The following is a 14,309-nucleotide window of genomic DNA, read 5'->3' as shown; positions in this document are numbered from 1 at the left end:
AAGGGCGTAAATTAATTTGTATAAACAAATCCTTCAATTGGGAGGCAATTTCTTCAGGAGGATTTCCAGATAAAGCAGTTGCGATTAAGCGTTCCGCAATTTTCAGTTCTCCACAATCGATCGCTGGTGGAATTTACCGCAGCAATGGGTATTCGGGAAGCAGAGAAATTCGGACAGTATCCCCAAGGGAAAAAATTACTGAGTAAGGCAATGTTGGAACAACATAAACAAAGCATTGCGCTTTGCTTATCGTATTTATTTTGGCTGGTGTAAGAAGATGAGCGATCGGTATTTCATGCAGGAAAACACTTCCCAAATGCTTGAAGTAATTTAGGGGAACCTTGGATACGAATCTTTCTTTGCAATAAAGCCCAAATCAAGTTTTGCTCCTTGGCAAGAAAACGTAACCAAGTTTGGCTATCCGCAGTCACAGAAAGATTTGCTTTACCAACGTGCCCATCTTGAACCTGTAATATTTTATTTTGAATCCTCACCGTTGCACGACGAGACTCATAACCAGTGAATGTGAAGTGGTATACAGCATTCAACCCCTCTGACTGATGACGTTGAAAGAGTAATGGCAATCCAAACAGAAAACCTGGAATCGATAGAGGACGAATACCACTGCTGACTCGTTTCATTGTTTTGTGGGGAAAGCGTTTGGCTACATAGGTTTCTGCATCCGAACCAGGTATGACATAAATTGTTTCGAGTTTATCTTGCAACGGTTTAACCACTTCTTGCACAAACGCTTTGCGATACCAAAGGTTACGCCTCCGGCGTATCGCTCAAAAATGGGGCAATTACATCTTCTCCAGCCGGACATGCAGCCATACAATAGGCGGCTTTATAGTTTGCTTTGAAGGACAAACTCTGCCACATCGAAGCTGATTCAGAATCACTGACTTTATGACGGTAATCGCGGGCATTTTTACTATCAGCAATTGTCTCTGCCCAATCAGTAAATCCACTCATAAATTCACGGTAATTATGGGTGTAACAGGCTGAAAAATTGAAGTTACCATCGTTACCAATCGCACCGACCGGACAAGCTGTGACGCATAATTTGCACTCCAAACAAGGATTGTAGTCGATGGGATGAGTATATTCAGTCACCTCTGCATCCAAGAGAATAGTTCCCAGCGAGATGAAATTACCAAACTTGGGATGTATTACCAAACGATGAATTCCCATATGTCCCAATCCAGCAGCAACTGCCACTGGTTTATGGGAAACAACCCACACTTTACCGGGAAATCGATCCATTTCCATTGGAAAACTAGCCCCGGGAACCATTGCTCTGACACCCGTTTGTTCCAAAGCTTTGGTAATTTTGCGGGCAACCTCATTGACATGGTCATAATTAGCATGAAATTCTACATTTGCTGCCGAACGGACTGGAGTGCGAATATTTTCCCGATTCATACGGCAGACAAAGCTAATCAAGGTTTTGGTTGCTGGAAATGCCTTCAAAATATCTGAATGCTGGTCAGCGATCGCATCTCTACCAATTTCCACAAAACCTACGTCATCAGCGCCCATTTCTAAGCAGAGCGATCGCAGTGAATCTGCATTCAATTTAACTCTATTTGTTGGCACATTACTAACAGACTGTTCACGCCACCATTTTACAGTTGGATGATTATCAAACTTAGCCATTATATCCCCTTTAATTAATATATGTATATACATGTTTTAGGCAAATTTTAAAATTAACCTACGGCTTTCACCTCAGACAGAAGCGCTAATAAGCTTTTCCACGAATCCTCTCCAAAGTTTTGCATCACTTCAGCTTGAGCTTGTTCCCACAAAGGTATAGCCTCTGTCAAAACCGCTTTCCCTTCCGAGGTCAGGGATACCAACTTAACTCGTCGATCCTCACCAGGTGCGATCGCTACTAAACCTCGCTTTTCCAATAAATTTAGATTGCGAGTCAGGGTGGTTTGGTCGGTAAATAACTCTTGAGCTAAACGAGTAATCGGTGTGGACTCAAGCAGGTAAATTGAGACTAACAGGGTAAATTGGTTTAACACCAACCCCACCGGACGCAAAGCATTGTCATACACCTGAGTAATAATCCGCGAAGCCCGACGAATATGCATACCCATGCAGGTTGCAGGTATTTGAGTGACTCCAAGGAGATTTGTTTGGGGGTTTTCCTCTTCCATAATATATGTATATACATGTATATTGAATTTGTCAATGGCGATTTGGTTTGGAATTGAGGCTTCTAGAACCAAGACTGGTAAATTTTGGCGCGATCGCATCCATATCTATTCTCTCAAACCCTACTTCGTTTATCTTTTAGATGCGATCGCCAAACAAGTCAATATTAGTCAATATTATTTCATTACATTATTCAAGCAATCGATGGGAGTAACACCCCATCAATACATAATGCAACAGCAAATCGAACGGGCAAAACAATTGTTACACCAAACCACCCTCTCGATCACAGAAGTTGCTTTTTCCTGTGGTTTTGCCAATCAAAGTCACTTCACACGCTTGTTTCGCAAACACACAGGAGTCACACCAAAAGCTTACCAAGATAGCTATTAGTTAGCCAAGGAAACTTTAACGTCCACTGCGTTGCAATGGTTATGTCGTGTCATTCTCGCACAATTGTGATTATCGCTCAATCAGTGAATGAGGTAAAGGATGAAACAGACTTGCGATCGCGCATCGTCCCCAAAATTGGTGAGTATTTTTCCGCAAAGCGATGGGGAATTTTTTTCTTTGATCAACTGTCTTTAGTCGAACGCAGTTTTCCGAAACCCCTACAAATCGCTTTATCTGTCGAATATAATCCGGTTGTACGCTATCTCGTCGAGCGTCATACCCCTGTGCATGAATCATTGGTTACATCCCCCAAGGTTTGGGCAATGATTTGTCCTCGATCTGATCATTGGCATGTGATGGCAGGACCAATCATCAGCAATGGTCAATTGATTGGTGTTGTGGGCTGCACACGCGAACAGTCAATGTCTGCTTTCGATACCCAGAATATTGCAGATATGAGTGCGGTCTGTTTACACTTGTCGGTTTGGGCTGCAACCGTGCGCTCTCAGCTTCAACAGCTTCAAAGCGATCGCTTAACACCTCGTGAATTACAAATTGCTGAGTTAGTTGCTTTGGGACTTACCAACGCGGAAATCGGGATTGAGCTTTGGATTACTGAAAATTCGGTCAAACAAGCTCTCAAGCGAATGTTTCGTAAGCTTGAGGTTTCATCTCGTGCAGAGATGGTGGCACAACTTTGGGTAACAAAACCCCAATTGAGTGTCCGAAATAAACAGAAAACGGCGTTCCATAATAGGGTATGAATACAGGTACAAAAAACATGAATTGTCCAAAATGCAACTGCGAACATAACCGTAAAAATGGAATAAAAAAATGTAGGCAAAATGACATCTGTTGTCATTGCGGTCGCCAGTTTATTCGGGATTATAAGCCAACTTATAGCAAGCAATTAAAAGAAGAATGCATTCAGATGTATCTCAATGGAATAGGCTTTAGAGCGATTTCGCGAGTCAAAAATGTCCACAATACAACAATTATCACCTGAGTAAAACAACTCGGTAAAAGTTTACCAGATGCAGTAGAGACATGACACTGCTATGTTTTTAACATTGGATGTGTTGCAATTATTGATTTAAATTACACATAATGAATACGATAAAAATACGTCAAATGCAGCTTTCCGATTTACAACTTGCACTGAGTTGGGCTGCTTTAGAAGGATGGAACCCGGGTATAAATGATGTAGAGAGCTTTTATGCTGCTGACAGTAGTGGATTTTTCGTTGGCGAATTGGATGGAGAACCCATAGGCTGTATCTCTATAGTTTGTTACGATAAAACTTTTGCGTTTATTGGACTGTATATTGTCAAACCAGAACATCGGGGACAAGGATACGGAACGCAGATTTGGCAAAATGCTTGGCAACAAATGACTCAAAGACTAGATTTAAATCGATGCAGTGTTGGCTTGGATGGAGTTGTTGAAAGAGAAGAAACTTATCGTCGTCTTGGTTTCATTCCAGCATATCGTCATATTCGTCATGTTTACGAGCTAAAAGATTCTGGTGTTGTACCAAGTTCCGTAATCCCACTAGCAAACGTACCATTTGCAGAAATTCTTCGCTATGATGCAGAATTATTTCCTGCTAGTCGTCCTCAGTTCCTCCAATCTTGGATTAATGTTAAAGGTGGGTATGCTTACGGGGTGATGGAATCTGCTAATCTAACAGGTTATGGAGTTATACGTCCTTGCCATCAGGGTTTTAAAATTGGTCCGTTATTTGCCGAGTCTACGGAAATTGCTGATTGTCTTTTCCAAGCATTAACATCTCATGCAGGGAAACAGCCTGTATTTATCGACATACCTGATGTTAGTCCTGCTATTTCTGTGTTGAGACAGCGCTATCAATTGCAACCAACATTTACCTGCATTCGTATGTATTGTTATCAAACACCGGTAATTGACAGCGATCGCATTTTCGGGGTAACAACTTTGGAGTTAGGCTAAAACCCATAGTTAAAATCAGCACTCGCTTTCATTTATCCTGCGAATGTATCGATTTTACCAGACGTTTAAACCGCGCTGATATTCATATAGAAATACTTACCCACCGTAGATTCTCAGCTTTGCGATCGCCCCGGCATCACCTCTGGTGCTGCCGGGGCGCAATCGCGTTAATCCTGTTCCAAGTTGATTATTGATAGATTCATGACTACTTGGTTTTCTGAGGGATATTTGTAGTGAGGTTGCTTAATTGGTGGACACAAGTAATCAAAGGAATTATCAGTGTGTTCCAATCGCAAATTACGAGGTGTATTCAAAGCGATAACTACATCTCCTATTTTCTCACAGCACTTGCAGTCACAAGCTGTTGCACCTACAACTAATATCTCTTTGAGATTCTTCGCAATATTGAGAAATCCCCTTGTATTTGTATTTCTAGGTAGTTGGGAAGCAACTTCGATTAATTGCTCAACTTCGGAACGATATTTTACCAAAAGAAAGTCGTCAATTTGGCACTTGCTTCGACAGGTTTTTGTATCTCCAAATTCCAGAACAAACTTTTTCAAGTCGGGAACTGGATTTTTTAAATCGATAGTTAGTGGGACAACAGCACGGGAACAGACTGTATAATCGTTGCAGTTAGGAAATTTTCTTCTGATTATCAGTTCAAAACGTTTGATGTAAATTACTAACAGAGATAAAGCCTTTTCTTTATCTTGGGGGCTAGAGAAATTGAGTTGACGGGTACTAAAAAGCTGAGGTATAACTTGCAATATTGCTTTGAGTTCACTTCCTTTAAACTTATTGCTCCATAATGCAATTGCATCACCTATAGTATTAATTGAATCCAAACGCAGAACAAAATAAAAAGAGATAATATTGATTAAATAACTACGTTTTATTTCCATTTGGACGTAGTTGGATATATAAAGCGGTTCCGAACTAAATTGAGATTCTAAATACTGGCGATAAGCTTGTGTTGCAAGTAATAATGACCTCATTACAGAGGTATCTAAAAAATGCTCTTGGACTGATGACCCTGACATATTTACTTATACCGTTATCTCTTCTTCTGGAAAATTGTTATCAAGTTTGACTCCAAAAGGTAAAGTGTCAAAGCCTATTTTTTCTAGAGTTATAATTGCGTTTTCTACTTCAACACTAGTAATTTTTTCTCGCTCAACTAGGGATAGAAATAGATTATATACATCCTGGTACTGTTCGCTACCATATTCAATCCAATTATTTTGATAAGCAAGTGCATCATGTAGTGCCATGACTATTTCTGTATAGGGGTCGTCCATATACATATCATGTAAAGAGCGCATTTTTCGTAATAAACTATCAGCAAAAACCGCAGCTACCGGTTCTCCTGCACACCTGGAGAGTTGTTTTAAATCTGATAATAAAGACTTAGTAGTTTCAACTGCACTTATTTCCAAGACAGCTTGTTCGTTATCCATCCAGACTCTCCCTTGATTGTTTTGCGATTATAAATGGGCATTATTTTGAGATAGATTTACTAGTTTAATTTTACATCTCGTTATCAGCTTATTGTGCTTGACAACGTAATAAGCTTGGAAGATGGCAAATCACTTTTTTTCCGAAATGCTTCCCGCAAGGTAGAAGTATCGAACCCTATCGGACGATTTTTACCTGTAAGCGAACTGGAAAAAGCCCTCAGTATATTCAAGATTAGTTCCTACCCTAAGCCCTTTGGGTACAGGGAACAATGTCGGTGAACGGAACTGGTAAGCTAGCCTGCGGCAACACTGCGCGTACACTAACGCAATAAAATTGCGTCAATGCTGTCAGTACAAAAATAGAGAGAGTGCTTATACTTACCCTATTTTTACCGATGAAATTTGCGTGAGATGAGAACGTGGCATGTGATTATGGCAAAAGCCTCTCCAATCAAAGAACATAGCTTCAAATTCAGCTTCTGAAGCAGTCAAAAACTAAATGGTGTAAAGATGGTGTAAGTCCAAACTCTGAGTCTGAAAGTCTTGCTGTACAAGTTCTGTTCTCGGACTGAAAATCCTCGTGTCACGAGTTCAAGTCTCGTTCCTGGCATAACAACCCAAACCCCTGCAAAGCACACCTTTCAGGGGTTTTTAATTTCCACTAAAACCCCATTTCAGCCATTTTAAGGGTGTAAATTTGGTGTAAGAATATGCCGACGTTGGACATTTTTGGACAAGTTTGGACATTTTATTGGGGTAAATTTGGGGTAAAGAAAAAGGCGGAGGGCAGAAGGCAAGCAGTGCGTTGCCGGGGTTTCCCCGGTTGTAGCAACTGCGGAGAGGCAGAAGGGAAAAGAATTTCTGTTTGCTTTGCAAGTTGAGTGCTTTATTCAAAATCAGGATGAAACACTGGACTTAGTAGTGGAATAGTTATTTAACCTCCCTTCTGCCCTCTGCCTTCTACCTCCTGCCTTCTCAGAAGGAGTATTAGTGTGGCTTCCAATGCCCCTCAACGCAAAGCCTCTAAGGGCACTGTCCAAATCAAAATCTCGAACGATCGCCTACAGCTAGTTTTTAGTTTTGGGGGTAAACGTCATTATCTTTCAACCGGTTATACCGATAGCAAAGCCAATCGCAAGCTGGCTGAGATGAAAGCTCGGCAAATCGAGTTGGATATTCTCTGCAACAATTTTGATGTGACGTTGGAACGATATAAACCCCAATCTCAGCAGGTTGAATTTACAACTGCAAGCGAGAATAAGATTCATGCGTCCTTGGCGGATTTGTGGGATAGTTACACTGAGTACAAACGTTCGAGTTTATCTCCCAGTACTTTGGCGAAGGATTACCATAAAATTTATCGCTGTATCAATGTGCATTTGCCAGTAAGGACTTTGGATAAAGCGATCGCAATCCGGGATTGGTTGATTGCAAATAAAAGTCCCCTGTCTGCGAAGAAGATTTTGACTCAGTTTTCGGCTTGTTGTGATTGGGCTGTCAAATCCCAGATGATTGGGGAAAATCCGTTTGAGGGAATGGCGAGTGATATTAAGGTGCCTTCATGCGATCGCGAGGAGACGGATATTAACCCTTTTTCTTTGGAGGAACGCGATCGCATAATTAGCGCATTCCGAGAAAACCGCTATTACAAGCATTACGCACCGTTGATTGAGTTTTTATTTATTACGGGTTGCCGACCATCGGAGGCTGTAGCTTTGCAATGGAAGCATGTTGCGATCGATTTTACGGTGCTTCGATTTGAGCAGGCTGTGGTGATTTCGTCGTCGGGGTTGACTTGTAAGCCGGGGTTGAAGACTCAGAAGAAGCGGGTTTTCCCAATTAATCAGCGTTTGGCTGGGTTATTGAGGTCGATAAAACCTGTTGGTGTGTCGGATGATGGGAAAGTGTTTCCTTCGCCGGATGGGAAGTGGATTGATGTGCATAATCTCAGCCGACGGGCTTGGAGGACTGTGTTGGCGAGTTTGGATGGTGTGAAGTATAGAAAACTTTACCAAACTCGGCATACTTTTATTACGATGGCTTTGAAGAATGGGGTGGATGTTAAGGATGTGGCGATTATGGTGGGGAATTCGCCGGAGATTATTTATCGCCATTATGCGGGGCAAAGTCGGGAGTTGGTTTTGCCGGAGTTTTAGGGGTCGGGGTGGGCGATCGCGATAGTCGCTACGCGATCGCAAAGCGAATGAAATTTGTGTGTATTTTAGTTGGCTTAATAGTTGGGAGGGTGATATCTGTAGGATGGTTTTACCCTGGATTTGATATAATCTGATGAGATTCTAGCCTACCGGAGATTAATCTATGACCACTGTCACATCAGAAGAGATTTCATTGGTTCGAGATGGTTTGGCTAGTCATCCTGAAGTTTTATCTGCTCTCAGTGTGATTGAAGAATGTGATGGCAATTTGGAGGATGCAGCAGAGGCTTTAGTAGTTGAGTCTGGAGTTAAATTAGATAGAAATGCTGGACTTGACTTAGGAGAAGCTTTTCTAAAACAGGTAGCACAAAAGTGCCGTAATGTGATTTGTGCAGAAGAATTTAAAGAGGAGTTAATAGACGGTTTCTCTCGTGACTTAATGAATGCACTTCTACCCGTTCTAATTACACAATTAACGCTCATGGGAAATTTACCAGAGGCATTAGCAGTTCCAGTTTTGATGTATGTTCTGAAGCGTGGCATTAGGAAATTTTGCAACACTCCTGATGCTGATTCTTAAAGACCGATAGCTGTGAAGGCAGACCAATAAAGTGGACTAGAAAACGGATATGGCGCATGGTTTTTAATTTCGTGTAAATAACGCCTAATATATGCGTTCGCTAATCCCTTACTCCTATGAGAAAATGCTTTATAAATATAAGGTTTAAGCTTTTCTAGCTCTTGCTCAGCTTGTTCAGTTCGTAAGCTAAGGAGCCAGGTTTGAGCGTGTTTAAGAAGCCTAGCTATATCACCTGGTTCTAATGAAGGGAGCGCTTTTAAGTCATTATAGAACTTAATCATTAAGAAGGCTGTAGGCAGATCATCTACAGACCAAAGAGAAACAATCAAGCGAGGAATGCCAGCCGCCATAAGACAGCGAGACAATCCTACTACACCATCTCCGGTCAAATTACCTAAGCCAGTTAAACATGCACTCAGAACAACTAATTCAGCATTAAGCTCTAAATGTAAGATATCGCCAGCAGTTAAAAATCCAGTATCATTTGGACTAGGAGCCAAAGCAATTGCTCCTGGTATACCTAGTTGTCTAATGTCATCTAGTAGTCCATGAGTTGCTAAGTGGATTAATCGTGCTTGAAGCATTCGTTGCTCAATCTCAACCTTAGTTGCCTCCGCTCCGATTAGAGCTTTTGTATCAAAAAGAGCCGCAATAGCATTAGCTTCAGCGCTAGCTCCTGGTAGAGAAGCTAATTGTTTTACAGACTTTCCGCTTATGGAAGGAATTAAAGGCATAGTTGGATTGCCAACCACTAAAAACCAATCATCATCTTTACTTTTATGCAAATCAAAAATCTTTAGATCAGTCGATTTTTGCCTCTGAACAATTAGATATAAAACCTGGATTGAAGGAGATATTGTGATAGTAAATTTTTCGATTAAATATTCATTATTAAAATCTTGAAGCGCAGCAAATGGGACTAGAAAAAGAGCATCTTGTGGAATAAAAGTAACTGTGCCTTGATTAGATTTAGGTAGATAGGAGATAATCTGAGCAATCAAAATTTCATAAAGTTTTTTCAGAGGTAAATAAACTTGTCTTTTGTGATCAGTATCTTGCTGAACTTCAGACAATATAGTTGCATCCTTTGATTTTTCAGCCCCAATAATGAGACGAGAATTAAAAATTAGATTTTTAAGTGTGATATCTTCTTGCTTCAGAAAGCTTATATCAACTTGCTTAAATTTGATCTCGCCTAATGGATTAACAACCCAGATATAAATTTTAGATTCTTGACCCAAATCATCATAAATAATTGAATACTCCACAAGAGTAGTTTCTCTTTGGATAGCAACTTCCTTAATACCTTTAAGGGATGGCGCACTTGCGAAATCCTCTAATGCATCCCCTAAAGTAGAAAAATCACTACGTTCAAGCAAAAGATCTACAAGAGCACGAGTACGACCTCGTTCAGCAATTTCTAAAGCTGCACCTACTTTATCTTGACTAACTAATACTTCTTGCAATAGTCGATAAGTTGTTTCTTGCTCCTCAAATATTGATATTCTTTGAGTATCATCTAATTTTTGCCGAAGAGCTTCCCAAACTTCGATTGAATCAATAAAGTTTTTCTCTGCTTCTAATAATTGACCATCTCTAAAGAAAGCAGCGCCTATATTACTCAGAGATAAGCCTTCTCCCCAACGATGTTCTATCCTCTGCTTTATATTCAAAGATTGTTGGTAATAGCTAATTGATGTTTGATATTGTCCTAAGTAGAAAAAGTTAATACCTAAGTTGTTTAAGCAGTTGGCTTCTCCGTATGAGTTATTAAAGTCTCGATAAATTTCTAATGCCTGTTCATGTTGTTCAATGGCTTTTTGATACTGCCGTAGCTGCCGAAAGGCATCTCCCAAATTCATTAGAGAATTAGCCTCTTTAAAGCGCTCTCCTATCTCTCGCTTGATACTTAAAGAATCTTGATAATAATTAGCTGCTAATTCATATTTCCCTTGCGAACAGAAAGAGAGACCTAAATTATTAAGAAGAAAAGCTTCTGTTGAACGATCACTAATATTTCGAGCAAGATCCAGCGCTTGCTCGTAGTAATTAACGGCTTTTTGGTATTGACCCAAAGAATCAAAAATAATACCCAAGTTATTTAAGGATTTGCTTTCCCCAACTTTATCATTTAATTCTCGTCTTATTTCTAGAGCACTTTGATGGTACCCAATAGCCAGTTGATATTGCCCCATACTTTGGAAGGTTCTGCCTAAGTTCTCTAAGGTATCTGCTTCTTCCCATTTGTTTCCTAGCTCACGTTTGATTTTTAAAGATTGTTGATAAGATTCAATGGCTTGCTGAGAGTATCCAAGATCACGAAAAGTAACTCCCAAATTGTTTAAACAACGAGCTTCTAGAGAACGATTACCAATCTTACGTAAAATCGAGAGTGATTGCTGTTGACATTTAACAGCCTCTTCATGTTGTCCTAAAGCGTTATAAGAAGAGCCTAAATTTCCCAAGCAAAAGGCTTCTCCTGCCTCATCTTCCACCTCTCTCGCAATTTCTAGCGCTTGTTGATGTAGTTCAATAGCTTTTTGATCTTGTTTTAAGTTAGAGAGAGTGTTGCCTATCTTCATCAGGGAAGTTCCCTTGCCTTTTCGATCAGCTATCTTTTCTCTAAGAGACAGCAAACTTTGATAATATTCAATTGCTTTCTGAAACTGTCCTAACTCATCATAAACATCACCCAAATTCTCCAGAGAAAGAGCTTCTCCCGACTCATCATCTATCTCTCGTGATAAATCCAGTGAGTACTGATAATATCTAATCGCCTGCTGATAATCTCGTAAAAATTCGTAAGAACTACCTATTCTTCTCAAAGACCTAGATTCTTCTGAGCGATCGCCGATATCTCTAAAAATCCTTAACGATTTTTGAAAAAACTCAATTGACAATTGGTAGTTTTTGTCGGAATAAAAAGCGCCGCCTACATTATTTAGAGCAATTGCTTCTTCCTCACGGTCTTTCAACTCTCGATATAGCTCTGATGCTTGCTTCCAACTTTGTACGGCAGACTTGAACTGCCCAGATTCATATTGTTCGTAACCTTGATCTGATAGTCGATCGGCTTCAGCTTCCTTATTGCCGTTGATAGACTTTGGGATAAATCTCCGGAACCAGCCAAACACTCTTATGTTCATCAGCCTTCTCTTTAGCAGAATTCATCATTGAAGATTCAGAAACTTGACCACCTAACTATTTATTAACCCGAAAGTTTCCGTCTATCACACCAAGCAATCTAGTTAAATAAGGCATTACAGATAATTTTGTCATAATATCAATAACTTTTCCGGATATCGTCAATATCCACCTAATTATACCGAATTTTTCTAGATAGCTACCCATATTTGGGTGGATATCAAGAATCTTTCTGGCTATTATCCTTTTTCGGTTAATAGACGGAATTATTCGGTCTATTAACCTCATTTTGCACGTAAGTACAAGCTTTGGCTCTATATTTATCGCTGTTAGCGTAGCTTGGCGTTAGCCATTATCCCGAAATTTTCTGGATATTATCCGAATTAGGACAATAGACAGAATTTTCAGGATGTTTTTATCATGGAACAACGCCCCAAAAAGTTGATGGAGCAGGTGCAGGATGCCATTCGACTTAAACATCATACAAGTTGCGATCGCACCTCAATATCCCCAAAAGTGACAGTCAAAGTAAACCAATAACTATATTTATTACCCTTGGACACCCACCCCCCAAATTTTTAACCATGAGGTGGACTAATTACCCAAGTAGCGATCGCCTCTTCCATATAAACGCGATGGTCGTAGACCGGGATGCAGCCCATCGCACCAATCTATTCCCAGGGGTAGCAACCAAAAACAAAATAATTACTATATTTATTCACCCTGGACACTTATCCCACAACTGCGATCGCGCAAAGCTATTGTGGGTGCGATCGCAAATTCGCAAATAACGTGATCGCGTAGCGGAGTTCTATCGCACCTCATATATTCCCAAGGGTGACAGTCAAAGTAAACCAATTACTATATTTATTTATCCTGGACACCTATCCCGTCAACTTTATTAACCATCTGGGGAAAATCAAGTTGACTCGTTACCTAAGTCGCGATGGTCGTAGACCAAGATTCAATAGACGCGATCGCCGCATTACCGTGGGAATTTACAATAAAATGAGAATATAGTGGCAATATCGAGGGTAAATGGGAACTAGACTAAATTTATTTTGGGCTTATGCATCTTTTCTCTAATTCTTTTATTTGTCCCTTTAAATTATAGGCAATAATTCTTCCTGTAATTCGTCCATCTAAATTGTCATACAAGTATGAAGAGTGAGCATCTTCAGCAGCTATAACCATTGCTAAGTCTGAATTGCCGGACAAATTGAGTGTTTTTTCCATTGTATTTGCATCTTGCCAAACATATTGATCGCAGAAAAATATATTATTTCCAATTTCATCTTTTATTGCTGATTGTAATGGGTATGCAATCAAATCAGAAGAATGTATGATATTAACCCATCTAAATTGATTCGTTGTGTTCGCATAACTTGTAAATGTGTGAATATGAGAAAAATTTAAATCTAGTAAATGCTTGATAAAAAGTAGTGGAGAACCCAATGTAGTGATACTAGCTACATCTATATTTTGTAAAAAATCACGAAATCTAAAAGCAGCATCATGTTCTGGTAAGTTTTGGGAAAATAGGATATCCCAAAGTATAACGCTTCCTAATGAATGAGCGATAAAATGAATATTTTCCTGTTTTGGATGGTCTTTAATATATTGCATTAATTGCTCCAAAACAACTTGACGAATTGCTTCACCCCTAGCTGGATTTTGATAAATTAGAAAATCTCCTAGAAAGTTGTTTACGAAGTCCAATCTTCGCTGAAGATATCTATAAAAGTCTTTTTTTAACCATTGATATTCTGGATGTTTCTTATCAGCCTTGAATATATCATCTTTAATGCAGCTATTAATTTGATTTTTTTTATTATTAAATAAGTTTCCCCAAAAACTAGAATAAAAAAGGGGATGCTCATAATAATCATCCTGATTAAATTCTTTTTCTATATGTGTTATTAGTGCCTTTGCGTAGTCACAATTTTTAGTATTAACACCATGCAAAAAAAATACAAGCATATTCATCTGAACGTAAACTAGACAGATTTTAACTCATAGATTTTTCAATAACCTCAGAAAAAACTTTGAAGGCATTTCTGATTTTGATCGATTTAATTTGACTTTAGTAATTTTCTTTGGGTTGAGTTTAACTACGACAAACTCAACCTATTGACCAGGGGAAAATATTTTTTTCAACAATAAATACCGTAAATCAACAAAAAACGCGATACAAACTTTCATTGTAGATTTTCCCGAACACAAAACTGATTTTACTATAGCGATGGTCGTAGACCGGGATGCAGCCCATCGCACCCGTTATATTCCCAACAGTGACAACCCAAATAAACCAATTACTATATTTATTCACCCCGGACACCCACCCCAGAACTTTTTAACCATTTGGTAAAAATCTCACCCCGTCCATCTTTTGGCTCAACAAATTCATACACCCGTTCCCGGTTCCCCCTACTTCCCAATCGC

15 protein-coding genes and 1 pseudogene are annotated in these 14,309 nt (G+C 39.6%); 9 read left to right on the top strand and 7 right to left on the bottom strand.

Going from position 1 to position 14,309, the window contains the following annotated elements:
- The first annotated feature begins 78 nt into the window (after nucleotides 1–78).
- Nucleotides 79–273: a hypothetical protein gene (locus VB733_RS20300; RefSeq protein ID WP_323341874.1), complete on the top strand. Its 195-nt coding sequence runs from the start codon at nucleotides 79–81 to the stop codon at nucleotides 271–273.
- Nucleotides 274–293: 20 nt separating this feature from the next.
- Here the strand turns inward: VB733_RS20300 and VB733_RS20295 are convergent, their stop codons facing one another.
- Genes VB733_RS20295 through VB733_RS20285 form a run of 3 tightly spaced genes read right to left on the bottom strand, consistent with a single transcriptional unit; the run spans nucleotide 294 to nucleotide 2,168 of the window.
- Entirely contained in the window at nucleotides 294–746 is a 453-nt protein-coding gene (locus tag VB733_RS20295) for an SCP2 sterol-binding domain-containing protein (RefSeq protein ID WP_323341873.1), read from the bottom strand.
- A 22-nt stretch (nucleotides 747–768) separates the two neighbouring features.
- Complete coding sequence (locus VB733_RS20290) at nucleotides 769–1,659, bottom strand: epoxyqueuosine reductase (RefSeq protein WP_323341872.1); 891 nt, start codon at nucleotides 1,657–1,659, stop codon at nucleotides 769–771.
- Nucleotides 1,660–1,712: 53 nt separating this feature from the next.
- The gene (locus tag VB733_RS20285) at nucleotides 1,713–2,168 is read right to left on the bottom strand and encodes a MarR family winged helix-turn-helix transcriptional regulator (protein ID WP_323341871.1); all 456 of its coding nucleotides are present in this window, start codon (nucleotides 2,166–2,168) and stop codon (nucleotides 1,713–1,715) included.
- Nucleotides 2,169–2,202: 34 nt separating this feature from the next.
- Here VB733_RS20285 and VB733_RS20280 point away from each other — a divergent pair, with 34 nt between their 5' ends.
- From VB733_RS20280 to VB733_RS20265, 4 genes and pseudogenes are all read left to right on the top strand, one after another.
- Nucleotides 2,203–2,559 (top strand): helix-turn-helix transcriptional regulator, encoded by a 357-nt coding sequence (locus tag VB733_RS20280; protein WP_323341870.1) that lies wholly within the window; start codon nucleotides 2,203–2,205, stop codon nucleotides 2,557–2,559.
- Between the two features lie 41 nt (nucleotides 2,560–2,600).
- Nucleotides 2,601–3,323 (top strand): LuxR C-terminal-related transcriptional regulator, encoded by a 723-nt coding sequence (locus VB733_RS20275; protein WP_323341869.1) that lies wholly within the window; start codon nucleotides 2,601–2,603, stop codon nucleotides 3,321–3,323.
- A 17-nt stretch (nucleotides 3,324–3,340) separates the two neighbouring features.
- Nucleotides 3,341–3,562 (top strand): annotated as a pseudogene (locus VB733_RS20270) (IS1 family transposase); the annotation flags it as partial.
- Between the two features lie 104 nt (nucleotides 3,563–3,666).
- Complete coding sequence (locus tag VB733_RS20265; protein WP_323341868.1) at nucleotides 3,667–4,527, top strand: GNAT family N-acetyltransferase; 861 nt, start codon at nucleotides 3,667–3,669, stop codon at nucleotides 4,525–4,527.
- Between the two features lie 167 nt (nucleotides 4,528–4,694).
- Here VB733_RS20265 and VB733_RS20260 read toward each other — a convergent pair whose 3' ends face one another.
- Entirely contained in the window at nucleotides 4,695–5,570 is an 876-nt protein-coding gene (locus tag VB733_RS20260) for a hypothetical protein (RefSeq protein ID WP_323341867.1), read from the bottom strand.
- A gap of 6 nt (nucleotides 5,571–5,576) precedes the next feature.
- On the bottom strand, nucleotides 5,577–5,987 hold the full coding sequence (locus VB733_RS20255) for a hypothetical protein (RefSeq protein WP_323341866.1): 411 nt from the start codon (nucleotides 5,985–5,987) through the stop codon (nucleotides 5,577–5,579).
- A gap of 992 nt (nucleotides 5,988–6,979) precedes the next feature.
- Here VB733_RS20255 and VB733_RS20250 point away from each other — a divergent pair.
- Complete coding sequence (locus VB733_RS20250) at nucleotides 6,980–8,143, top strand: Arm DNA-binding domain-containing protein (RefSeq protein ID WP_323341865.1); 1,164 nt, start codon at nucleotides 6,980–6,982, stop codon at nucleotides 8,141–8,143.
- Nucleotides 8,144–8,306: 163 nt separating this feature from the next.
- A complete protein-coding gene (locus VB733_RS20245; RefSeq protein ID WP_323341864.1) occupies nucleotides 8,307–8,723 on the top strand; it encodes a hypothetical protein in 417 nt (138 codons plus the stop codon).
- On the opposite strand, the gene VB733_RS20240 is transcribed toward VB733_RS20245, so the two are convergent.
- Nucleotides 8,720–11,869, bottom strand: a complete 3,150-nt coding sequence (locus VB733_RS20240; RefSeq protein ID WP_323341863.1) for a CHAT domain-containing tetratricopeptide repeat protein — start codon at nucleotides 11,867–11,869, stop codon at nucleotides 8,720–8,722. The two genes, VB733_RS20245 and VB733_RS20240, sit on opposite strands and share 4 nt — an antisense overlap.
- Nucleotides 11,870–12,451: 582 nt before the next feature.
- Here VB733_RS20240 and VB733_RS20235 point away from each other — a divergent pair.
- Both VB733_RS20235 and VB733_RS20230 read left to right on the top strand, forming a co-directional pair.
- Entirely contained in the window at nucleotides 12,452–12,658 is a 207-nt protein-coding gene (locus VB733_RS20235; RefSeq protein ID WP_323341862.1) for a hypothetical protein, read from the top strand.
- Between the two features lie 46 nt (nucleotides 12,659–12,704).
- Nucleotides 12,705–12,887, top strand: a complete 183-nt coding sequence (locus VB733_RS20230) for a hypothetical protein (protein WP_323341861.1) — start codon at nucleotides 12,705–12,707, stop codon at nucleotides 12,885–12,887.
- 36 nt (nucleotides 12,888–12,923) lie between these two features.
- Here the strand turns inward: VB733_RS20230 and VB733_RS20225 are convergent, their stop codons facing one another.
- Nucleotides 12,924–13,847: a hypothetical protein gene (locus VB733_RS20225; RefSeq protein ID WP_323341860.1), complete on the bottom strand. Its 924-nt coding sequence runs from the start codon at nucleotides 13,845–13,847 to the stop codon at nucleotides 12,924–12,926.
- Nucleotides 13,848–14,309: the final 462 nt, after the last annotated feature.

It is taken from the genome of Calothrix sp. UHCC 0171 (assembly GCF_034931845.1).
In the GTDB taxonomy this organism is placed as follows: Bacteria; Cyanobacteriota; Cyanobacteriia; order Cyanobacteriales; family Nostocaceae; genus Brunnivagina.
Note: the sequence above shows the minus strand (reverse complement) of the source record. Positions and strands in the feature narration are given on the sequence as shown.